This is a genomic window from Phormidesmis sp. 146-12 (genome assembly GCF_052939495.1).
Genome location: NZ_JBJPHS010000082.1, coordinates 1 through 22,126, shown reverse-complemented (window position 1 = coordinate 22,126; position 22,126 = coordinate 1). Strand labels below are relative to the sequence as shown.

The following is a 22,126-nucleotide window of genomic DNA, read 5'->3' as shown; positions in this document are numbered from 1 at the left end:
TGAATTCGATGAAATCCCTCGCTGTGGCGATCACTCCAGGCAGCCCCCTAAATCCCCCAAGTTTGGGGGACTTTGAGCAAGAAATCCTGTCCGAAAGTCCCCCAGATTTGGGGGGTTGGGGGGCAGAAGCGTTAAATACCGAAGCGAAAAAACTCTATCGAATTCACGTCAAATTAAACGCGACTCTTTTGGCATGATCTGATAGGGTAAAGGACGGAAATCTTTTGTAAATGGGCACCTTCGATGTAGGGGATTTGCCGGATTTGCGATCGACTTCTCTGAAGGGTGCTTGAGTTCAACAACGTGTCCTGATCCGAAACCTGTGAGGAGGTTTTAGCCATCTATGCGATTTTTGCAACCCTTAACAAAAAAGGGGCAACGCCGTTTGACTTCGTGCCTGATGAGTGCGATCGTTGCCACAGGTTTGGTCGCTCAGGGTCGGTGGGCAAGTCCTGCTCAGGCTGGGTATTTGCCTTATTGTCAGCAGACAGCCGAAGGCATCGCCAAAAAAGAAACCGCCCGCCGTGCTGCGCTCAAAGGTGACAAAGGCGCTCAAAAGCGGTACAAATCTCTCCTGGCGGATCAAGCCGAGCAGCTTCGCAAATGTCGCACTCAAAACTGGCTCAAAAACCAGGCCCTCTGGATTCGCCTTTACCCTTGTGATATTCAGCCCGGTGTGCTCGAAGAAGTGCTAGATCGGATTGTCGATCGCGGCTACAACGAGATTTATGTCGAGTCATTTTACAACGGTCAGGTGCTCCTCCCGGCGGCAGACAATCCCACAAGTTGGGGTTCGGTGGTGAGAACGTCAGGCGCAGAAAAAGTCGATTTGCTAGCAGACGCGATTCGTAAGGGACGCGAACGCGGGTTAAAAGTTTACTCGTGGCTGTTTAGCATGAATTTTGGCTATCCCTACGCGGTGCGACCTGATAAGCAGAGCACGATCGCCAAAAATGGTAACGGATTGACCAGTCTCAACGCCAATACGATCGCCGGACTCAGCACTGATCTGGGACTGTTTAACCCCAATGAGGCGTTTATCGACCCCTACAGTCTGCAAGCCAAGCAGGATTATTATCAAATGGTGCAGGCGATCGCTCAACGCCGTCCTGATGGCGTGCTATTTGACTACATTCGCTATCCACGCGGTCGGGGAAGTGCGTCGGTTGCCAGTAGAGTTCAAGATTTGTGGATTTACGGCGACTCTTCTCAGCAAGCCATTTTGCAACGGGCTTTGAATAATAAGGGGCGAGAGTTAATCAAGCGCTATCTGACGCGAGGCAGCATTTCGCCAGGTGATGTGGCCGCTGTCGATCAACTCTTTCCGGGTGAAATCGATCCGGCACTGTGGCAGGGGCGCACTCCGGCTCCCAACGAAAATCAGGCTTCTCTCGGTCAGCGTCACGCCTTGTTGTCGATCGAGCTTTGGCGGTTTAGTGTGGCCCACGCAATGCAGGGAGTCGTCGATTTCCTCAACGTGGCGAATGCACCTGTGCAAAAGGCCGGACTTCCCGCAGGAGCCGTTTTCTTTCCGGAGGGCAATCAGACGGCTGGGGGACGAGGCTTTGACTCTCGATTGCAGCCGTGGGATCGCTTTCCTGCCTCTCTAGAGTGGCATCCCATGTCCTATGGGGTCTGCGGAAACGCGGGTTGTATTGTCAGTCAGATTCAGCGAGTTCTCAGTCAGGCTCCCGCAGGAACGCAGGTAAAACCCGTTTTGGCAGGCATTTGGCAGCAGTCTGTAAGCAACCGTCCGCCGCTAGAAGTCCAAATGGAAGCGATTCGTCAAAGATCCCCGCAGATTAAGTCGATCAGTCACTTTGCCTACTCGTGGCAAGAACCGCAGTCCGATCGCGATCGTAAATCCTGCCGGATGCGAAAGTGACATTGTTCATCCCTGTGAACTCTCCGTGCAGCCTCTCGATCCCGATTTTAAATCGCTTGTCTTGTCTTAAAGTCCCCCAGAATTGGCAGCTTGGGGGCAGAGGCTCTGAGCAACAAGGCGAAAAAACTTCACGAAATGGACGTAGACTCTAAGAAGGCCCAACAAAAAAGGGCGGACAATCCACCCCAAAACGATCAAATGGCTTGAAGATTATGAGCTTGAGGTGGCTTCGTCCTTGGGCGTTTCTGAAGAGGCGGCTTCGCTGGCGGCAATCTTTGCTTGGGCACGTTCTTCTCGCTTTTTGCGATCGGCTTTGATCAAGTCTTCCATCACCAGTTGAGCCTGGGCCATTTTTTCCAGGTTGCTCTGATAAAGCTCCAGGTCTTTTTGTACCTTGTCTTCGGGCAAATTTAGCGTTGAGCAAACCTGTTTGAGGGCTGCAATCCGACTGGTTTCGTCTTTGAGCAGAGCGGGATCAGCGGTGCCAACCAGCGTAAGAACGCCGATCGCAAACAGCCGACTATATTTGAATTTGGGATTGTGAGCGATCGCCTGAATGTTTTCGCGCAAATAGGTGTCAGGAACGTCAGCCGACGTGGACAGCAACTGATCCCAGGAATGGTTAGCCGCTAGAGACAGCAAATGCTCAGAATCTTGGCGAAACTTTTGGGGATCGTAGCCCAACGCCTGACAGATGGCATTAAAGATCGGCTCTTTGTCTTGTTCGGGACGGTAGCCCTGCATAAAGCGATCGAAGGACGTAACCACACCCAATGCGTAGAGCGGGTCGTAGCGGAAGTCCACATTGACGGAGAGCAGGTGCATTTCGACCATCAACTCTTCGACGACTCGACGGTAAATGGAGTTTACCGGACGAGTGTGAGTGTTGTAGAAGGCACGCTTGGTATCGGATACGGTGCGGACGTTGTTCACTGGATCAGCCTTGTGGGTTACATTGATCTATTCTCTCGCTTGATTGAACGTTTGCCAAGTTTTCTTAAATCAGGGGATCGCTCAAGAAGGGTTGTCTTCGCTTCTGACTCAACTAAACTTCTCACTCAACTAAACTTCACTTCTCACTCAACTAAACTTCTCACTCAACTAAATGGAATTCTTTGAGCGCGGGGAGAAAGTTACGATTTTCGTGGCTCGATCGGCTGAGTTTGATCAAGGCGAATCTTTGGAGTGGCGTTAGAGAAGCCCATTGATCAGGAGTGAGAGAAAGGTTGAGCGATCGCGCTTGACTCAGAACACTTTCAGGAAGATCGGGCGCAAGCCATTCTGGATGGGGATCGATCGCCAGGTTGGTAGCAGTTTCACCTGTTCGCTGCAAAATTAGAGTGTGAAGGCGCGATCGATACTCGGCAATTTCAGCACTGGTTTTACAGGGAGAATTTACTAGAAGTTGGCGATCGTGGGAATTAAATTTACTCCACTGAGCCAGTTTTAGCTTAACTCCACAAGTATCTAGCTTTAACCGAACCTGCATCGGAACGCAGCGCAGAGAGTCTACAAAATCAGCTTCAAACTGAAAGAAATCACCCATTTTTATATCCTTTTTACAAACATTTTGTGGCTGTACTTCACCGTCTGTTTGATCAAGTTTTTCCCCCGGTTGCGAATCTCAGAGAGCCAGCTAAATTTCTCATGACTAAGGGATTTTGAGCCGCAAAACTTCTCACAAAGTTCTCAGAGTTGGGAGGTTGAGGCAGAAGCGATCGACAACACAGCGAGGGGACTCATTAAGTTCATTAATTAAATTCATTAGTTAGGATGTTTAGAATTAACTCGCCGAATCACCCAATAGCTGATCGACAGTGAGAGAATCGCAACGCCCAACCCAATGATGTCTACACCTGTCGTTTTGCTCAAGTCTAAAATGATAATTTTACGCGCAACTGCAATCAGAGAAGTCACAATCACTAGCTCAACTTGAATGACATGCTTTTTGAGGTAAGCCGTAATATTTTCAAGAATTTCTAACGCAATCAAGACATTGAGAAACAGCCCAAATATCTTAAATAAAATCTCACTAAATCGAGCCGAATTCGGGGAAAAGAGTTCGTTCGCTAATTCTTGAAAAAGGAAAATCCCTAAGTCATAAACGGCAACGATCGTCACCAACACCATCAAGATCGACAGCACTTTTGAGATTAGACTTTCAATCTCTTCTACCAGATGGAGAAATTTTTCATCTTCTCCAAAACTCATCAAACGCTTCAAGATTCGTCCAAGTCGTCGCATCACACCTGACCAACACTGCACAGATGAGGTGAGGATACTCGCCAACGGGGACAGGTATCAACCGATTCGTACCTTTCGCAACATGACGCTTTTTAGCTTAAAACATTCGGAGAACTCTATTGATCGAAACTAGCTGCGAACTGGGAGAGGGGTCGCGATCGCTTCAGCAGAATTACCCCACACACCAGCAGCATCATTTTCGGCGATCGGGGAACTCAGTCGAACAGGCACAATCTGTACAGCGCAGGCTTTTAGTTCTGGTTGCCTTGAGTCAGGACAGGATGCGGGATGCGTCAGAGCGTTGGCTTCGGCATGGTCTGCCCACAAAGCGCCCCAATGCATCGGCACAAAAACAGTTCCAGGAGCGATCGCTTTGGTCACTCGCACTGGAAACTGGGCAAATCCTCGGCGCGATCGCACTTCGACTAATTCTCCATCCTCTACCGCCAATCTCTCGGCATCGCGAGGATGAATCTCAATAAAGGGGTGAGGGTGCATTTGCTGAAGTTTGGCAACTCGTCCGGTGCGGCTTTGGGTGTGCCAGTGACCATACAATCTGCCCGTCGTTAACACAAAGGGATAGGTGGGATCGGCAGGTTCTGCCAGACCTTTTGAATGATAGGGAACAAATTGAGCGCGGCGATCGGGTGTGTGAAACTGGTGATCGGTGTAGAGACGATCCGATCGATGGCCGTCTGAAACTTGGGCGGGGCAGGGCCATTGGAGCGGGCCATCTTGAGCAAGGCGATCGTGGCTCATCCCAGACTGATCGCAGGGGCGGCCTTGAGTGAGTCGAGCAAATTCGGCATAGACTTCGGCGGCGTGATTAAAGGCAAACGTAGTCCCAAACCCCAGACGACGACCAACTTCGGCAAAAATTACCCAATCGGGGCGGGCTTCTCCAGGCGGCGTTCTAAACTGGGTGCAAAGGGTGACTCGCCGTTCAGAATTGGTCATCGTGCCGGGGGCTTCACTCCATTGGGCGGCAGGCAGTAAGACGTGGGCAAACTCCGTCATCTCAGTCGGCGAGTAGCAGTCCTGATAAACCGTGAAGGGCGATCGCTTCAAAGCCGCTTTCGTTCGCTCTAGGTCAGGCATACTGACGGCGGGATTGGTCGCAGCCACCCACAACAATCCGACTTCTCCGGTTTCGAGTCCGGTAATCATGTCCCAAGCGGTGCGGCCGGGTGTGGGAGCAATGCTGCCGGGAGGAAGGTGCCAAAACCGTTCGACTTCGGCGCGGTGTCGGGGGTTGGCGACTGATCGATACCCTGGCAACAGCCCACATAATCCGCCAGCTTCTCGGCCGCCCATAGCGTTGGGTTGGCCAGTGAGTGAGAATGGGCCGGCTCCCGGTTTGCCGATTTGTCCTGTCATCAGATGTAGATTGACGATCGAGCAGACTTTTGCCGTTCCTTCTGAAGATTGGTTGACTCCCATCGACCACATGGATAGGACTCGCTTTGAGTTGCCCCAATACCGAGCGGCGGTTTCTAAGTCGTTGACCGAGATTTCGCAGCGATCGGCGACCCATTCTGGCGTGTAGGTGTGCAGTAGGTCTGAGAACTGGTCAAATCCGTTGGTGTGTTGCTCAATAAACTCGTGGTCTAGCTGATTCCACTTCAACAGCAGATGAGCGATGCCGTTCAACAGATCGATGTCGGTGCCTGGTTTGATGGCTAGATGCAGGTCAGCGACTTCGGCAGTTTGGGTGCGACGCGGATCGACGACGATTAGCTTGACGTGAGAATTTTTTTTGTGGTGCTTTTTGAGGCGATTGAACACGATCGGGTGACATTCGGCTGTATTTGTCCCGATCAGAAAGGCACAATCGGTCAGATCGATATCTTCATAGCAGCAGGGCGGGCCGTCGGCTCCCAGGGTGCGAATGTAGCCTGACACAGCAGAAGACATGCAGAGCCGCGAATTAGCGTCAAAATTGTTGGTGCCCAGACAGCCCTTAAATAGTTTTTGAGCAACGTAGTAATCTTCGGTCTGAAACTGCCCAGACCCATACATACACAGCCCATCCACGCCCTGAGTGTCACGCACGGTTTGAATGCGGCTGACGATGCAATCGAGCGCTTCATCCCAACTGACTCGTCGAAACGGCTGATCCAACGACTCGCGCACCATCGGAAACAGCAAGCGATCTTTGTGGAGCGGCTCACTCACGGTCGCCCCCTTGACGCAAACCATCCCCTGGCTGGAGGGATGAGACCGATCGCCTCGCACTTGCCAAATGGGAGTCCCTTCACTATCCCGATGGGTCACTTTGCCGGGTTGTGCAGGAGGCAAGACTTCTAGCCCACAGCCAACACCGCAATAAGGACAAAGAGTCTTCGCGGGAGGGGTCATAGGAATGCTCAACAGGTGTTTTTAAGTGTGAAAATTCTAAGAAGCTCTGATTATAGGGCATTGCTTCAAGGAATCTGACATAGACGAAAGACACTGGACGCTGGACGTTAGACAAACTGAGTCCATTCGTTTCGTGCTTACATTCTTTTTAGTGTATCGTCTATGGTCAAATGTCTGAACTTCACTTTAAAAACAAATACACTTTGAGCAATGCGATTTGTGATGCTAATATGATTGCAATCATCTCATGGGTGCGTTGTGAGATCTATCCCCAGTGATGGTAATGCGATCGCTCTATCCAAAAATTCTTTTAAATCAGCGCTGTGTTCATTCCTCTGTCAAACTCGTCTCCTCAGCACGATAAGTCATGTTTTGCTGACCGTTCTCTGCTGCGTTGCGATTAACCTGTAGCCGAAAGCAAGAAATTCGTTCGGTGGGTGTTGAGTTGGTGGTTGTCTGAGTGGTTGTCTGAGTGTAAATCTCCAGCATTGCTTCTGGGATTGCTTCAAACAATAATCGCTGTCTTGGAAAAATCAACCGCTCAAACCGAAAGCCAGGGATGTTCTTGATCTGAGCAATCTGAAGCCGATTGGTCACATTGACGTAGTAACAAAGGATGCGCTCAGTTAGTCCGTCAGGCAGCGAGGCAGAGGTGAGTACCATGAGTTTTGGATGTCGCGTGTTTAACGTGTCAACGTAATCGGACAAGGGAGGCACACGGGAATGGAGGAGGGAGAACTTTGTTCCGCTTTGCGAGGAGCGATGAAGAGGGGCTAGTTGGTTTCGGGGACTGGGGGGAATTGGGTGTCTTCGATCGCCATTGCAACTCCTTCTAGGCTGGAGACAAAGAAATGAATGGTGAAGCCGTTGATGTCGATCAGGTCGCCGTGGTGGATGGGGTGTTTGTCCAGAATGGGGAGGCGACGACGGTTGACGAGGGTGCCATTTCTGCTGCCCAAATCGACCAGATAAAAGCCTCGACCAGGATGATAGCCGATCGCAAAGTGACAGCGAGAAATTGACGGTTGTGTCAGGGCGATCGCACAGTGAGAACTACGACCAACCAGCCAGCTTGTCGAAACTTCGGTGAGATAAACCTCACGATTAGGGGACAAATTAGTAGCCAGAAAAGCAGTCCGACCTGTGCTGATTGCCTGAATATAACGACTGCCCTGGGCACGATCGCGGGTCGCCAAAATGGGGTCGATGATCGTGGCAACTTGTTTGGGGTTGGGGCCGATTTCTGCAAATAGCGATCGAGAAACTGCGGGATACTGTTCTAAAAATCTCAGAGCGGGTTGATCGGAGGCAGCGGAATTGAGAGTCAACATGGCCGGAGCGTAGGGTAGAGAGAAGCTAGAAGGAAGCGTCTAAAACTTTGGCCTTTCAATCAAACCAAAGACCCACTAAGCATCATCGTCGTGGGCATATCGGCTAAACAGAAAGTCAAGCGCCTCGTTGCGGAGGGTGTAGTAGTGCGGGTCTTCCATGATTTGGGCGCGATCGCGGGGACGGTCAAACGGGATGGTCATAATTTCGCCAATTTTGGCAGCAGGCCCGTTGGTCATCATAACAATGCGATCGGACAAAAATAGCGCTTCGTCGATGTCGTGGGTGATCATCAAAACGGTGACGCGGTTTTTACTCCAGATTTGCAGCAGTTCTTCTTGCAGTTCTTCTTTGGTGATGGCATCGAGTGCGCCAAACGGCTCGTCAAGAATCAGCACCTGGGGACAGATGGCCAGGGCGCGGGCGATCGAGACCCGTTGTTTCATGCCGCCTGAGAGTTGACCGGGCTTTTTGTGCATCGCTTCATCCAGTCCCACCATAGCCAGATGTTCGCGGGTGATCTCTAATTTGTCTTTTCTGGACTTGTCGGAATAAACCGAATCGACGGCCAAAAACACATTCTCAAAAGCCGTCTTCCAGGGCAAAAGGGCGTAGTTTTGAAAAACCACCATGCGATCGGGGCCGGGGCTGGTAATTCGTTGTCCCTGAAGGGTGACTTGTCCCGTGGTGGGCGTGTTGAAGCCAGAAATCATGTTGAGCAAGGTGGTTTTGCCACAGCCAGAGTGGCCGATGACGCAGACAAACTCGCCCTCGTTAACAGCCAGATTGACTCCATCCAAAACGGTGTAGGGGCCGCTGGGAGTCGGGTAAATTTTGGAAACGTTGTCTACAGATAAAAAGGGCATTTCTGCTTTGGTTTGTGGAGCCGAATCCAGCGTGTTCAAGGTTTGCATAGGTGAGGAGGGTAGGGGGTTGAGCGAGATAGCGTCGGATACACCGTGAATTGGGTTGCCGTGAATTTGAGCGTGAATTTGAGCCAGGTTTCCTGCTTGGTTGGTTAGAAGCCCCTGCCCCCCAACTGCCAATTTGGGAGACTTTCAGGTAAGCGTTTCGGTTAGGGGGGATTCAGGGACGCTCTAAAGTTGTCATGAGAGCAGAGTTTGTCGAATTCACGTCAGGCAGTTGACCGAAATTTTCCTCAGAGTTTCAGGCGGCCAGCGATACGGCGGGGTCGAGACTGATCTCTTTGATGGTGAATTCGCGACGAATTTTGAGACTGTTGAGATAAGCGAGTGGGTCATCTGGGTTAAAGATCACGCCGTCAAATAAGCCAAAGGAATCGCGATCGGGTTCGCTGTCGGGCAGTCCTAGCTGGCGGGCGGCTTCGCCATAGAGGTCAATCCGGCGGCTGCGTTCTGAAATCTCGATCCAGTTGCGCGGAAAGGGGGTGATGTTCCAGCGGGCTAGCTGAGTCATCGTCCAGATTGCTTCGGTGCGACGGGGGCAGTTGGCTTGATCGACGTTGAAGTAGAGGTATCGCAACATGGCTTCTGGCTCGGCACCCTGACTCCGCACGTAAGGATCAGTAAATCCAGGACGCATGTAGGCAGGAGACACGCCCACGTATTCGGGACGGCTGAGAATTTCGAGAATTTCTTCGCGGTTGCGTCGATCGCCACAGTATTCACAAGCGACCAGCAAGGCTTTGATTAGCGCAATGTGGGTTTCGGGATACTGCTGCGCCCAGTCTTCTCGCACGCCCAGCACTTTTTCGGGATGCCCTGACCAGATCTCTAAGTCGGTGGCAATCACAAATCCGTGGTCTTCTTGAATGGCGCGGTTGTTCCAGGGTTCACCGACACAGAAGCCATCAATGTTTCCAGCGGCGAGGTTGGCGACCATTTGAGCCGGGGGAATCACTGCAAGGCTAACATCGCGATCGGGGTCAATGCCGCCGGCCGCCAACCAGTAGCGCATCATCAGATTGTGCATTGAAGCGGGATGCACCATTCCCAAGGTGTGAGTTTTGGTGGGGGACTGGTCGATCGCTTGCTTAAAGTCCTGAATCGATCGCACGCCCTGATTGTAAAGCTCTTTGCTGAGGGTGATGGAGTTGCCGTTGCGAGAAGTGACTAGCGCCGTTACGACGGGAATCGGAGTATTGCCTCCCACGCCCATTGTCATCGCCAAAGGCATTCCTGCAACCATTTGGGCCGCGTCTAAGCGTTTGGTGGCGACTCCTTCGGCGATCGCTTTCCAGTTGGGTTCGCGAGACAGATTGATGTCTTCTAAGCCAAATTCTTTAAAGAATCCTTTCTCTTTGGCAATGATCAGCGGCGCACAGTCGGTCAGCGGAATAAAGCCGATATCCAGGTTGACTTTTTCTAGACCGTTGCGGGCGATCGCCACTTTGGGAGCCTGCTTGGCCCTGCGTTTTTTGTCGCGTTTTTGCTGGTTGAGGAAGTAGATCACCTCGTTGCGTAAGCCGTAGTAGCTGGGGTGGTTGACGACTTCCATCCGTTTGCGAGGGCGAGGAATCGGCACGTCGAGAATTTGTCCGATGTGGGCTTCGGGGCCGTTGGTCAACATGACGATGCGATCGGATAGCAGCAGCGCCTCATCGACATCGTGGGTCACCATCAGACAGGTCACCTGACTTTCTTCGCAGATCCGCATCAGTTGTTCTTGCAGATTGCCTCGTGTCAGCGCGTCTAATGCGCCAAACGGCTCGTCGAGCAGCAGCATCTTGGGACGAATTGAGAGGGCACGCGCGATCGCGACCCGTTGTTTCATGCCGCCAGACAGTTCTTTGGGCTTGCGGTGAGCGGCAGGCTTTAGCCCCACCATCTCGATGTTGTGCTCGACAATTTCTCGGCGTTCGGCGGGTGACAGCGTTTTGAGAACTTTGTCTACGGCGAGTTCGATGTTTTGTTGAACGGTGAGCCAGGGCAAGAGTGAGTAATTTTGAAAGACCATCATGCGATCGGGCCCTGGGCTGGTGACTTCTCGCCCTTCTAGCACCACACCGCCCACTGACGGGCTTTCTAGTCCAGCAACAATGCTCAACAGCGTAGACTTACCGCAGCCAGAGTGTCCGATTAGCGTGACAAACTCACCTTCGCGGATGTTCAGGTCAATATTCTTGAGTGCAACGTAGGTGCCGCCATTGGACAGCGGAAACACCTTATCAACGTGGTCAATTCCGAGAAAAACAGACATGGCAGCAATGGGTGTAAGGGGTGGAGTGGCTTGCGACTAATTCCCTGACCTGATTGACGTGAATTCGATGAGGTTGCTTTGCTTTGTTATTGAGCGCTTCTGCCCCCCAACCCCCCAATTCTGAGGAACTTAAGATAAGACTTCTGGTTCAAAGTCCCTCACGGGTGGGGGATATAGGGGGCTGCCTGAATTAACAACCGCAGCGAAGATTTGATCGCACTGACGTTGATTAGTTTTCGGAGACGATGCGAGAGCCGAGCCAACCGACGAGGCGATCGAGCGCCAGACCGACCAAGCCGACGTAGAGAACGGCGATGATAATTTGGCTCATGCTGTCTTCGTTGCCTGCGTTGTAAGCGTCCCAGATAAAGAAGCCGATGCCCCCTTCTGCTTTGAGCATTTCGGCAGCGACGATCGCCAGCCATGCCAGTCCGATGCCGATTCTCAAACCACCAAACACGTAAGGCACCGTTGAGGGCACCAGGATATTAAAGAAGTACTCTTTGCCTGACAGACGCAGAACTTTAGCCACGTTGTTGTAGTCTTGAGGAATTTGCTGAACGCCTACCGCAGTATTAATGACGATGGGCCAAATTGCGGTCACAAAAATTACAAACAGCGCCGCTGGGTTACTATCTTGAAAAATTCCTAATGACAACGGCAGCCAGGCCAATGGCGGAACCGTTCGCAGCACTTGAATCATCGGGTCAAGTCCACGTCGCATAAATTCGCTCGTGCCGATCAACACACCCAGCGCAATCCCGACCACGGCCGCCAAACTGTAGCCAATCATTACCCGTTGCAAACTAATCCAAATCTGCCAGCCGAGTCCTTTTGAGGTGCCCCCATCATCAAAAAACGGGTTGAGAATCCACAAAATCGTTTGAGTAACTACCTTAATCGGGCCAGGCATCTTGGATTCTGGACTCAGACACAGTAACTGCCACAGCACCAAAACCACCAGCGTACAAATAAACGGCGGCAGCAATTGTTTTAACTGCTTACTAACATTTTCAGAAAACTGTGAAGGCTGACGGAGAGAAGGATTAGCTGTCATGGTGAAGAAGTTCCTGAGAGCGAGTTGGGCAGAAGAAGAAAAATGAATCAGGGCTGAATGTTTGAGCGTCGGTGCTGATGTCTAGAGGTGCACCGTTGATACTCAGACCAGCAAGCGTGATGTCTAGAGGTGCGTCGGTGATGATCGAACCAGCAAGCGTGATGTCTGGAGGTGCATCGTTGATACTCAAACTAGCAAGCGTGATGTCTAGAGGTGCATCGTTGATGATTGAACCAGCAAGCACGAAGCGTTGAAGTTCATCGCTGACGTTTTGCCCATCACGCCTGATGGTTTAAGCCTTATTGCTGAACTAGGCCTTTTTGATCTTCAAACCGCTCAGATAAGCGCTGGTGTTGGCGGGATCAAACTTGACTCCATCAAAGAAGGTTTCAACGCCGCGAGAAGCATCGGTCGGAATGGCGGCCGTTTGACCGATCGCTTTCGCCGCTTCTTTCCACAAATCTTCACGGTTGACCTTATCGACGAGTGCCTTCACATCGGTATCGGCTGCAAATCTGCCCCAGCGCATGTTCTCGGTGACAAACCAGGTGTCGTGGCTCTTATAGGGATAAGACGCATTCTCACGCCAAAATTTCATCATCAAGTCGCTATTTGCCAGCGTGCGACCGTTACCAAAGTCAAAGTTGCCCTTGGCTCGTTCCACGATGTCTTTTGCAGGAGCTTTCACATACTTATCAGCCGAGATGATTTCGCACATCTCTTGTTTGTTTTCGTCTTTGTCGCACCAGACCTGAGCTTCTTGAATCGCCATCAAAATTGCTTTGGCTGCTTTAGGATTTTTATCAACCCAGTCCGCCCGCATTGTGAAGGCTTTTTCGGGGTGTCCTTTCCACAGTTCGCCTGTCGTGACGGCGGTGTAGCCGAGCTTTTTGTTGACTAGACGACCGTTCCAGGGTTCACCCACACAGAAGGCATCCATTGTTTTGGTTTCCATGTTGGCCACCATTTGGGGCGGCGGTACGACGACGAGATCCACATCGTTTTCAGGATCGATGCCGCCTGCTGCTAACCAGTAGCGCATCCACAAGTCGTGAGTCCCCGCCGGGAAGGTAACAGCCGCCTTGAATTTCTTACCCGCCGCTTTTGCAGCTTCAACTTTGGCTTTCAACGGAGCGCTATCGGCAGCTAGTTTCAAATCTAAGTAATCGTTAGCAACGGAGATCCCCTGTCCATCAGTATTCAATCGCGCCAAAATGTACATCGGCAGCGGCGTATTGCCTTTGGTGATCTTGCCAGAAGCCATCATGTAGGGCATCGGAGTCAGAATGTGCGCCCCATCAATGCCGCCTCTGTCAGACCCTAGCTCAATGTTGTCGCGTGTCACAGCCCACGAGGTTTGTTTAGAAACGGTGACATCCGTCATGCCGTACTTCTTAAACAGTCCTTTCTCCAACGCAATCACGAGCGGCGCACAGTCCGTCAGCGCGATAAAGCCCAGTTTTGCAGTCGGCGTTTCTGGCGTTTCGACACTCCCCGAATTGACAGCAGGAATCGCACTGGGTGAACTGTCAGAACTCGTGGCCGTCTTGGTCTTATTCGGAGAACTACAGCCATTGACAAGAATCGTTCCGGCCGCGGCTGCACCTGCGGTGATGATAAATTTCCGTCTTGAGAGGTCACTCATGAATCGTCTTCCAAAATTAAGTTTGCTGGGAAAGGAAAGGAGGGATGAGGGATGAGGGATGAGGGATGAAAGGAATCTTCAGGCTTGAGTTCTAAGTTCTGAGTTCTAAGTTCTGAGTTCTGAGTTCTAAGTTCTAAGTTCTGAGTTCTGAGTTCCGAATTCTAAAATGCTGAATCCTTTACCGCTCCCTCATCCCTCATCCCTCATCTCTCCCTTGTTTTTGCGCCAAACTGCTGCGTGAGAATCTCTTGCAGAATGGGCTTGAGATCTTCACAGGGAATGCCTTTACGAACACAGGTGCCCAGGTGAGCATCTTTGCCGACTTTGCCACCCATATAGAGATCGACTCCTTCGACGGTGCGCCCGTCTTTGCGGACTTTGGTGCCCATCAGACCGATATCAGCAACCTGGGGCTGACCACAGGAGTTGGGGCAACCTGTCCAATGGATTCTCACGGGGTGCGGGCACTCGATTTCGGCTTCCAGTTCTTTGATCATTGCCACGGCTCGATTTTTGGTTTCGATCAAGGCAAAGTTGCAAAACTGGGAGCCAGTGCAAGACACCAACGCACGAGAAAGGTTTTCTGGCTGAGTCGAAAATCGCTGAACGATCGCTTCCTCTAACAGTGCCGTCAGTCGCGAATCGGGCACATTGGGAATGATGATGTTTTGCTCAACGGTAAGGCGAATCTCTCCACTGCCATAAACTTCAGCTAGACGAGCAATGTCAAACATGTCTGGAGCAAACAACCGACCCACAGGAACGTGTAAGCCGACATAGTTGAGTCCGGGTTGCTTTTGGGCGTAGACTCCAATGTGATCGCGCTTGTCCCAGAGAATCTCGTCTTTGGCGGCGGCGGGTTGCAATGTGTGGCCGATTTGAGTCTCAACTTGCGATCGAAACTTCTCAATCCCCCACTCGTCAATCAGCCACATCAAGCGGGATTTTTGACGATTGGCGCGCAGACCGTGATTGCGGTAGACAATCAAAATCGCTTCACACAAAGCCACCACATCACTCGGCGGCACCCAGACATTCATCGAAATCGCCGCCTCACACCGCTTGGCAGAGAAGAATCCTCCTACCAACACGTTGAAACCAAGCTCATCACCCTGATAGGCAGGCACAAAGGCAATGTCGTTGATCTCCGCATGGACGGAGTTATCGCGACACCCGGCGATCGCAATGTTGAATTTACGCGGCAGATTCGTAAACGCAGGATTGCCAACCCCGTTGCTCGTGATCATGTCCTGGACTTGTATCGCCAATTCACGAGTATCAATCAATTCATCAGCATCAATGCCAGCGACAGGCGATCCGGTGATATTGCGGACATTATCCATTCCGGATTGCACGCTGGTCAGCCCTGACTGTTCAAACTTGTTGAAAATATCGGGCAAATCTTCGATCCGCACCCCTCTAAGCTGAATGTTTTGGCGGGTTGTAATGTCTCCATTGCCATCTTCGCCATAGCGCTGTACGATTTCAGCCAGCGTCCGCATCTGTCCACTGGTGAGAATTCCAGTTGGAAACCGCATTCTCATCATGAACTTGCCGGGAGTCACCGGGCGAAAAAACACCCCTAGCCATTTGAGTCGGTGGTCACGATCGGTTTCGTCGATCGCTTCCCAGCCTACTTGAGCAAATTGTGCCAAGTCGGCCTTGACTGCAAGACCATCTTTCTCGGCTTTTAACTTCTCGAACTTATTGAGGGTCGCGGCTGATGAAATAGTGTCTGTCATGGAGGGTGCCTAGAAATAAAAAGTGTCCCAACCGAAACACGGGCAGACGATCGACGCACCTGATTAGAAGAACCTGCGGAAGGTCGGATGTGGGGTGCGAGAATCGGGGTTGCGATTGCTCTTGAAGGTTAAGTTAGGCGAGATTACAGAGGAAATTCGTATACGTAGTTACAAAATATTTCCATGTATGAATTTTCTGCATAACTGTGATGCGGAAGATGCATTTTTATTTTTTTGGATGCATTTCCCCCGTAGACTAGCGATGGCGCTGTCGATCGCTTTGGGTTATTGTGCACTCGTTCTAGTTCTGCTCCCGGCACATCAAGTAAACTGTCCGGTTTGTCTACAAGCAGAAGGGATTTAGGGAACAGCAGCTAGACTTGAACCCGATCGAAAACTTTACCGTCTGGAGAACACATCATGGATCGTCGAACTTTTTTATCTTGGGTGAGTTTGGGCTGGGTGGCGAGTAGCTTGCCTGTGGCGATCGTGGCCTGTTCGTCTAATTCTCAAACCGAAGCAAAACCTACGGCGAGTCCGGGGGCGGATGGCTTTGTGAAGGTGGGGGCGGCGACCGATCTGGATAAGTCTGGGCAGATTTTGAATGAGCAATTTGCGGCGGGCCCGTTGCTAGTCGTTCGCAATCCATCTGACCCCAAGGCAGTTGTCGCCGTCAATCCGACCTGTCCTCATCAGGGCTGTTTGGTGACCTGGAAGACAGAGCGTAAGTCGTTTGCTTGTCCCTGTCATGCGTCTCAATTTGCGGCGGATGGCCAAGTATTACAGGGGCCGGCTGTCAAGGGATTGGCAATGTATGAGGCCAAGGTTGAAGGAGATTCTATTTTGGTGAAGGGAAAATAGGACGTTGAGTGGTTGTTTTGTAGGTCAACAAAAGCGCGTCTTCCACATTTGGCCTTCCACTTTTGGTAGATGAACGATCGCGCCTCTCAAACCATTCTTAAGGAATACCGATTTGGGAGATTTGACTATGACAACGACTACCGACAGCGCTCGTGCTCTTAGCAACCTCGAATACGATTTGCTTACGGTTCTTCAAAACAAAGCTGAAGCGGTCAAGGCATACGATACCTACATTCAAGATGCTCAAAGCATGAACTCTCAGCCCTGTGTTGAACTCTTTCAAAAATTGAAGGAAGAGGACATGCAAAAGGCTCAAGAAATTCGGCATCATCTGCAACAAGTCATGCAAAATGGCAAAATGTAGCTCGTTCAATTTTTGACCAAACTATTTTAGGAAGACGCATTTTTTTGCGCTTCAACAAAAAGACCTCCGACTTCGATAAGAAATTGGGGGTCTTAATTATTTGCACATTTATCTGCACATTAAATCCTTCAAACCTCTACTGTCTTGATTTGATGCAAACTCCTTCTGCTGCCCCACGATCACATCGTTTGTCTGTGTAGTTGGAGTCAAAAAAGTTTAAAGCTTCGCCAGCAGACCTAAAGTACTCAACTTCAATAGGCGACTTGTTGGGATAGTCGGGCGATCGCCACACCTTCAGCGTGTATTGAGTATTGTTGTCATTCGCCCAGAGTTCAAATTCATAGCTGTGGGATCTCCCTGTTTGGCGATCGTAGTAACCCCCACTCCCATTGTTTGCCAGAAATTTGGCAGATGCAATTTGAGGCGTTGTAAACATCAATCCTAAAGCTAATATCGGCAATGCGAATTTTGCAAAACTCACCATAATTGACTGACTGATCCATCAAGTTTACCTCTCAGATATAGACAAGTTTTGCTACTTTCATCTCAGAGATTATGCGTGGTTCTTCGTAAATTTATGAGCGATCGACTTCGCTTCACACGCAGGATCAAAATCCGTAGAATCTGTCTAGAGGGGAACAGACAAGCTGGAGTGAAATACGTTATCTTTCAGCCAAATGATAGTTAGGGAAAAAGTCTAGTGTTTCCTCTTAGCGATGACAATCCAACGCGGATCACGCCATATGTCACTTATGGTTTGATTGCAGCAAACATACTTGTTTTTCTATACGAATTGAGCCTGACTCCTCAGCAGTTAGAATCTTTCTTCTACACCTGGGCGGTTGTTCCTCGGCAATTGACGGCGAACTTTTCGGGGGCACCCATCGACGCGAGTGGGTTTCCAGAATGGGTGACGCTAATCACGTCACAGTTTTTGCACGGCGGCTTTTTGCACATCATCGGCAACATGCTGTTTCTTTGGATTTTTGGCAACAACGTCGAAGATCAGTTAGGGCATGTCAAATATTCAATCTTTTACCTTGGCTGTGGCGTTTTGGCAGCGCTGTCACAGTGGTTTTTCTCATCAGGGTCGGCCGTGCCTTCATTAGGAGCAAGTGGGGCGATCGCTGGCGTAATGGGTGCCTACATTTTGCGCTTTCCCAAAGCCTCGATTCTCACACTGATTCCGCTAGGCTTCTTCTTTTGGACTTTTCGGATTCCAGCGGTCGCTTATTTAGGCATCTGGTTCTTTCAACAAGCATTGTATGGGATCGCCAGCCTGCAAGCAAAAACAAATATTGGTATGGAAAGCGGTGGAGTCGCCTACTGGGCCCACGCAGGCGGATTTGTGTTTGGGGCAATTTTGGGGCCGTTACTGGGACTGTTTTCTAACGATTCGAGGGCGCGATCGTACTAGGGATGAGGGATGAAGGATGAGGGATGAATAGAGGTGGTTCTGTCCTTTATTCTGGGATGGTTTGTATCTGAGTCGTTTGATTTTGCGAAAACCCTTAAGCTGAGACTTCTTTGCGTGAGCAAAAGTCCTTTTTAGGGTTTTTTGACTTGAAGGGAGAGTGACTACTTCGTATCGTACTCTACAGAAAGTTATGGTTTGGGGTTGCAAGTGTTCATCACTGCATCTGATAATCAGACTATAGGAATGCTTATGTTCTGAGTTTTGGCTTGGGTGTGCTTCAGAAAAATGGATCAGTCAAAGGACGATCGTTTCGCTAATTTTTAGACAAGACTGCGCCGATTTTGACCCTGTTTAATTGTTTAGCAGAATTTATCAAAAGTGGGAGAAAGCTCGATCGACACGCTATATGATCAGCAAGGCTAGACGATCGTCAAACTTGACCAACTTGTTTGCCACCCAGTTTTTCATCAGTCCAGATTCCTATAATCTCAGCCTCAGCAACATCCTAGGAGCAGTATCACATGAGCGGTCTAATCAACCTCATCAAAAGCATTTTCGGCGGAATTCTTTCTTTTATCGGCGGACTGCTTGGCAGCAAAAAACCTGCCCTTGCTTCGGATAATGCTCCCAAAACTCGCAAGAGCGCCGGGTACTTTTTGGAGCTAGACGAAGCGGCCTCCGCCCCGATCACCCGCCTGCCCGACACTCAAAAAAACTCTGAGACACCAAAGGCTTCTGAAACTCAAAAAGCTGCTGCCTCTGTTGCTGTAGCCGAAAAGCCCGAAGCCGCCCCGACTCCCACCAAACCTGCTGAAGAGGCTTCTAAAAAGAAAGCTTCTACAAAGGCATCAAATAACGGCACATCAGCGACCGCTACAGCCGTCCAAACTGCCCCTGTCGCAGTCGCCCCCAAAGAGCCACAGTCAGCCGAGTTTGCTACAAAGTATCTCGTTCCTACTAGCAATGGAGGCCGTCGTCGTCCCGGTGCCAACATGAATTCTTATCTAGACATGGCACGAAATATGAAAGCTGGAAACAACTAGTTGATTAGTCAGTTTTTAGTACGTTCAACTTGATTTTTCTCATTAAAAAACATCCCAACCAGTCATAGATCGGGATGTTTTTTTGTGGTCGCTTTTCTTAGTAGGCTGCGTTCTGTCTTTCGTCAGCCTTTTGCAGGAACCACAGCGCATGAATCACACCCGGCACCCAACCCAACAGCGTCAGCAGAATATTGATAAACAGAGCGGAGCTAACCCCTGCTGTCAGAAAAACACCGATCGGAGGAACCAAAATAGCCAAAAGAATGCGAATGAATTTCATAGGATTTCTCTAACCAACTCAGCTTAATTTGTTCACTATTATTGTCTTGAATCTGTTAGGTCAGTCACCTCTCTCTAAGGGACGAAAAGGGGACGAGAAGAGTTAAAGGAGTCCTGGGCGTGAGATTCTAGACTTTGAATGCTGTGCTGTTAGCCTTTCGTCTTTGGTCTAATGCCCGATCCCTAAGCCGACTCTCTGAGAAAAGCTAATCCACTGTAAAGGTGAAACGCTGGATTCCAGGGGCTGGAGTCTTGACCAAAAAGGTGAACGTGGGAGTTGAGCCGTTTGAGTAGAAGCGTGTGGTCGATCGCCGTCTCTCCAAATGTCTGAAACTCTAACCAGGCGGGCTGTTGAGAAAGCTGATATTTGAGAAAGGCGATTAAATTATTCCAGTGAATGCGGTTGGTAGCCTGGTCGATCGCCACGGAATCTTTGGGAGGCGCAGAAAAGGCGATCCCCTGGTGAAATTGATAGTTCAAATCGCACAGCCGGAGAATGCAGCGACGCTTGGGAAGGTGTAGATCGCAGAGGTGTGCGTAGTCTTGAGTGGTCTGTTTTCGCTGCCGTTCGATCGTGCCTTTGCGAAGATCAGTATCGACGACTTGTTCAAAAATCGGTAGCATCCCTTCGACGCGCTGACTGACTTCTGACCAATCAAATTTGAGTGAGCCGATTTGCCCCTGTTCGTTTTGGCAGACGACGATCGCTTGAGGTTGGTATTCCTGAATATAGTGAACTTGAAAAACGGGCAGTTTTTGTAGCGCATCCACAGAAGCCCAAAATGCAGGAATTTCGGCGTTTCTCAGTTGTTGTCCATAATGTTGCAGTTCGCCGATCGCCCCGACTCGATACAGCCGCCAGCCGCGATTGGGAATCTGCATTCGGGCGGTGTAAGCGTCTAGTTTCATGATGCGTGCTAGATTTTGAGCCGCAGAGGATCTGGCATCGCTGGGCATGGATTCCAAAACGAGAATTCCTGGTTCAGCGTTTTCGGGGTCGGCGGTGGCTTGGGCAATGGCTTGTTTGTGTTCTGTCTGGGCAATCTCATCAAGTCGTTGAATTCCCTGTCGCGCCTGTGTCACCAGTTTGGGATTTGTCCCGTCGCGCAGCAGATAACGATAAATTTCGCCTGCCGCTTCTCGTTTGCCAGAGATTTCATAGAGTCTTGCTTTGTAAAACTGCCCCCAGACATTTTGAGGCGACTCCTGCAAGAATTCTTTGAGCAGTTTGGCGGCGGCGCGGTAATCTTGGCGATCGAAGGCGGCGGCGATTTGTTCGAGCAGCATGATGGAGGGATAAGGGATGAGGGATGAGGGATGAGGGAGGGCTTGCCCCGCATTGGCGAGGAGGAATGAAACAGGAATTGACGGGTCAGCACTATTCTGAATTTTAGTCTGCTAACTCGTCCTTCACCCCTCATTTTTCGTCCCTTCTTTCAACCGCTCCTGCAATCAGAGAAAGGGCGACGATCGGAGCGGTGACGGCTCTAAGAATGCGACGGCCGAGGGAAATGGGCTGGTAGTTTGCGGCGATCGCTTGATCGATTTCCAGGTCTGTCCAACCGCCTTCGGGGCCGATCGCTAGCGTGATTGCGGAAAATTTTTGTTCTAGCAAGACATCCAGTAGATGGGGAGAGGAGCCTCTGGCTAGACAGATAAAGCGGCGATCGTCGGATTTTTCGGACAGGCGATTAGTTAAGGAGACGGGTTCTAAGATCGTGGGGACGACTTGCCGTTCGGATTGTTCTGCGGCTTCTTGAGCAATGCGTCGCCAGCGGTCTAGCTTGTTGGGGCTGGGGTTGAGAAGTGTCCGATCGCTGATCACAGGTGCAATGCAGGTTACGCCCAATTCGGTGGCTTGCCGAACAACATCGTCAAATCCATTGCCTTTAGGAAGTGCCAGAACCAATGTGACAGAAATGGAAAGCTCTGATTTTGTAACGATCGCTTCCAAAATTTTTGCTTGGTCGGATTCCAGTTCAGCCAGCCAGCCGTTTCCTTGTCCGTCCATTGCGATGAATTGATCGCCCGATCGCAGTCGCAATACTCGACTCAAATAATGCTGTTGGTCGGCATTCAACAAAATCTGAGGCGGATTGAATTGATCGGAGGCAATGACCAGCCGTTGTCGTTGAGCCAATTTATTTCTCTACTCGCGATCGTTCCTCAAAAAAGTCTCGAATTCTTCTAAAGTTTGACTGACTCCAACTATTTTGGCGCACTTGACGAATTGAGGAATGATTTGTGAAATCGCAATGTTTGAAAAGGTTGGACTCCCTTCAGACTCGATATATTCGCCTGCTTGAAACACATTAATTTTGAGAATTCCTTTGGCAAAAATCCATAACTCTGGCACTTCTAGCGCTTTGTAGGCAGCGATTTCGGTCTTTGAAGTGACATCTGTTTCGATCGCTAAATCAGGAGGCGGATCGACAGATAAATCTAATCGATCTTTACCAATCACGGCCCTGTAATTTTGAATATAAAAACAATCATCGGGTTCGATTCCGACCGCCATTCCTGCACGTTTAAAGATGGAAGATCCCAGAGATTCCCACGGTCTTTTTTGGGTCTTCAAAATGGCTTTGACCAAATCAGCAATTAGCACTTTTGATCGCTCATGTTCTGGCAGGGGAGCCATAATCTCTAAGATTTGATTGGCATAGGCGCTGCTTGACTGACAAAACTCAGGAAAGCGAGAAAGGAAGCTAGGAGGGAAGTA

At 50.3% G+C, this 22,126-nt stretch carries 23 protein-coding genes; 6 read left to right on the top strand and 17 right to left on the bottom strand.

What is annotated here, in order from left to right; genetic code table 11:
- Positions 1-8 precede the first annotated feature (8 nt).
- Together ACKFKF_RS25965 and ACKFKF_RS25960 are read left to right on the top strand one after the other, a co-directional pair.
- On the top strand, positions 9-197 hold the full coding sequence (locus ACKFKF_RS25965; protein ID WP_446860756.1) for a hypothetical protein: 189 nt from the start codon (positions 9-11) through the stop codon (positions 195-197).
- Positions 198-343: 146 nt separating this feature from the next.
- Entirely contained in the window at positions 344-1,885 is a 1,542-nt protein-coding gene (locus ACKFKF_RS25960) for a hypothetical protein (protein WP_446870318.1), read from the top strand.
- A gap of 210 nt (positions 1,886-2,095) precedes the next feature.
- Here the strand turns inward: ACKFKF_RS25960 and psb29 are convergent, their stop codons facing one another.
- The 12 genes from psb29 to ACKFKF_RS25900 form a co-directional block, all read right to left on the bottom strand.
- Positions 2,096-2,818, bottom strand: a complete 723-nt coding sequence (gene psb29, locus ACKFKF_RS25955; protein WP_446860758.1) for a photosystem II biogenesis protein Psp29 — start codon at positions 2,816-2,818, stop codon at positions 2,096-2,098.
- A gap of 160 nt (positions 2,819-2,978) precedes the next feature.
- Entirely contained in the window at positions 2,979-3,431 is a 453-nt protein-coding gene (locus ACKFKF_RS25950; RefSeq protein WP_446870317.1) for a nitrate reductase associated protein, read from the bottom strand.
- Between the two features lie 218 nt (positions 3,432-3,649).
- Positions 3,650-4,129 (bottom strand): phosphate-starvation-inducible PsiE family protein, encoded by a 480-nt coding sequence (locus tag ACKFKF_RS25945; protein WP_446870316.1) that lies wholly within the window; start codon positions 4,127-4,129, stop codon positions 3,650-3,652.
- Positions 4,130-4,258: 129 nt separating this feature from the next.
- Positions 4,259-6,487, bottom strand: coding sequence for a molybdopterin oxidoreductase family protein (locus ACKFKF_RS25940; RefSeq protein WP_446870315.1), 2,229 nt, complete (start codon positions 6,485-6,487; stop codon positions 4,259-4,261).
- A gap of 327 nt (positions 6,488-6,814) precedes the next feature.
- A complete protein-coding gene (locus ACKFKF_RS25935; protein ID WP_446870314.1) occupies positions 6,815-7,150 on the bottom strand; it encodes a DUF1830 domain-containing protein in 336 nt (111 codons plus the stop codon).
- Positions 7,151-7,260: 110 nt separating this feature from the next.
- Positions 7,261-7,818: an FHA domain-containing protein gene (locus ACKFKF_RS25930; RefSeq protein ID WP_446870313.1), complete on the bottom strand. Its 558-nt coding sequence runs from the start codon at positions 7,816-7,818 to the stop codon at positions 7,261-7,263.
- A 75-nt stretch (positions 7,819-7,893) separates the two neighbouring features.
- Positions 7,894-8,730, bottom strand: a complete 837-nt coding sequence (locus tag ACKFKF_RS25925) for a nitrate ABC transporter ATP-binding protein (protein WP_446860764.1) — start codon at positions 8,728-8,730, stop codon at positions 7,894-7,896.
- Between the two features lie 253 nt (positions 8,731-8,983).
- A complete protein-coding gene (locus ACKFKF_RS25920; RefSeq protein WP_446860765.1) occupies positions 8,984-10,996 on the bottom strand; it encodes a nitrate ABC transporter ATP-binding protein in 2,013 nt (670 codons plus the stop codon).
- Between the two features lie 229 nt (positions 10,997-11,225).
- Entirely contained in the window at positions 11,226-12,053 is an 828-nt protein-coding gene (gene ntrB / locus ACKFKF_RS25915; protein WP_446860766.1) for a nitrate ABC transporter permease, read from the bottom strand.
- Positions 12,043-12,297: a hypothetical protein gene (locus ACKFKF_RS25910; protein ID WP_446870312.1), complete on the bottom strand. Its 255-nt coding sequence runs from the start codon at positions 12,295-12,297 to the stop codon at positions 12,043-12,045. The genes ntrB and ACKFKF_RS25910 overlap by 11 nt, the downstream gene beginning before the upstream one ends.
- Before the next feature lie 66 nt (positions 12,298-12,363).
- A complete protein-coding gene (locus tag ACKFKF_RS25905) occupies positions 12,364-13,698 on the bottom strand; it encodes a CmpA/NrtA family ABC transporter substrate-binding protein (RefSeq protein ID WP_446870311.1) in 1,335 nt (444 codons plus the stop codon).
- Between the two features lie 203 nt (positions 13,699-13,901).
- Positions 13,902-15,440 carry a ferredoxin--nitrite reductase gene (locus tag ACKFKF_RS25900; protein WP_446870310.1) on the bottom strand — a complete coding sequence of 513 codons (1,539 nt, stop codon included), beginning with the start codon at positions 15,438-15,440 and terminating at the stop codon, positions 13,902-13,904.
- A gap of 420 nt (positions 15,441-15,860) precedes the next feature.
- Between ACKFKF_RS25900 and ACKFKF_RS25895 the strand changes: the two genes are divergently transcribed.
- Entirely contained in the window at positions 15,861-16,301 is a 441-nt protein-coding gene (locus tag ACKFKF_RS25895) for a QcrA and Rieske domain-containing protein (RefSeq protein ID WP_446870309.1), read from the top strand.
- 127 nt (positions 16,302-16,428) lie between these two features.
- Positions 16,429-16,665: a hypothetical protein gene (locus tag ACKFKF_RS25890; protein WP_446860771.1), complete on the top strand. Its 237-nt coding sequence runs from the start codon at positions 16,429-16,431 to the stop codon at positions 16,663-16,665.
- A gap of 136 nt (positions 16,666-16,801) precedes the next feature.
- Here ACKFKF_RS25890 and ACKFKF_RS25885 read toward each other — a convergent pair whose 3' ends face one another.
- Positions 16,802-17,125, bottom strand: a complete 324-nt coding sequence (locus ACKFKF_RS25885; RefSeq protein WP_446870308.1) for a hypothetical protein — start codon at positions 17,123-17,125, stop codon at positions 16,802-16,804.
- A 240-nt stretch (positions 17,126-17,365) separates the two neighbouring features.
- Here ACKFKF_RS25885 and ACKFKF_RS25880 point away from each other — a divergent pair, with 240 nt between their 5' ends.
- Positions 17,366-18,082 carry a rhomboid family intramembrane serine protease gene (locus tag ACKFKF_RS25880; RefSeq protein ID WP_446870307.1) on the top strand — a complete coding sequence of 239 codons (717 nt, stop codon included), beginning with the start codon at positions 17,366-17,368 and terminating at the stop codon, positions 18,080-18,082.
- A gap of 521 nt (positions 18,083-18,603) precedes the next feature.
- Positions 18,604-19,125 carry a hypothetical protein gene (locus ACKFKF_RS25875; RefSeq protein ID WP_446870306.1) on the top strand — a complete coding sequence of 174 codons (522 nt, stop codon included), beginning with the start codon at positions 18,604-18,606 and terminating at the stop codon, positions 19,123-19,125.
- 97 nt (positions 19,126-19,222) lie between these two features.
- Here the strand turns inward: ACKFKF_RS25875 and ACKFKF_RS25870 are convergent, their stop codons facing one another.
- From ACKFKF_RS25870 to ACKFKF_RS25855, 4 genes are all read right to left on the bottom strand, one after another.
- Positions 19,223-19,405: a YqaE/Pmp3 family membrane protein gene (locus ACKFKF_RS25870; RefSeq protein WP_446860775.1), complete on the bottom strand. Its 183-nt coding sequence runs from the start codon at positions 19,403-19,405 to the stop codon at positions 19,223-19,225.
- A 182-nt stretch (positions 19,406-19,587) separates the two neighbouring features.
- The gene (locus ACKFKF_RS25865) at positions 19,588-20,691 is read right to left on the bottom strand and encodes a tetratricopeptide repeat protein (protein WP_446870305.1); all 1,104 of its coding nucleotides are present in this window, start codon (positions 20,689-20,691) and stop codon (positions 19,588-19,590) included.
- Positions 20,692-20,821: 130 nt separating this feature from the next.
- Entirely contained in the window at positions 20,822-21,544 is a 723-nt protein-coding gene (locus tag ACKFKF_RS25860; RefSeq protein ID WP_446870304.1) for a 16S rRNA (uracil(1498)-N(3))-methyltransferase, read from the bottom strand.
- A gap of 9 nt (positions 21,545-21,553) precedes the next feature.
- Positions 21,554-22,126: Uma2 family endonuclease (locus ACKFKF_RS25855; protein ID WP_446870303.1), on the bottom strand; the 573-nt coding region annotated here is incomplete at its 5' end.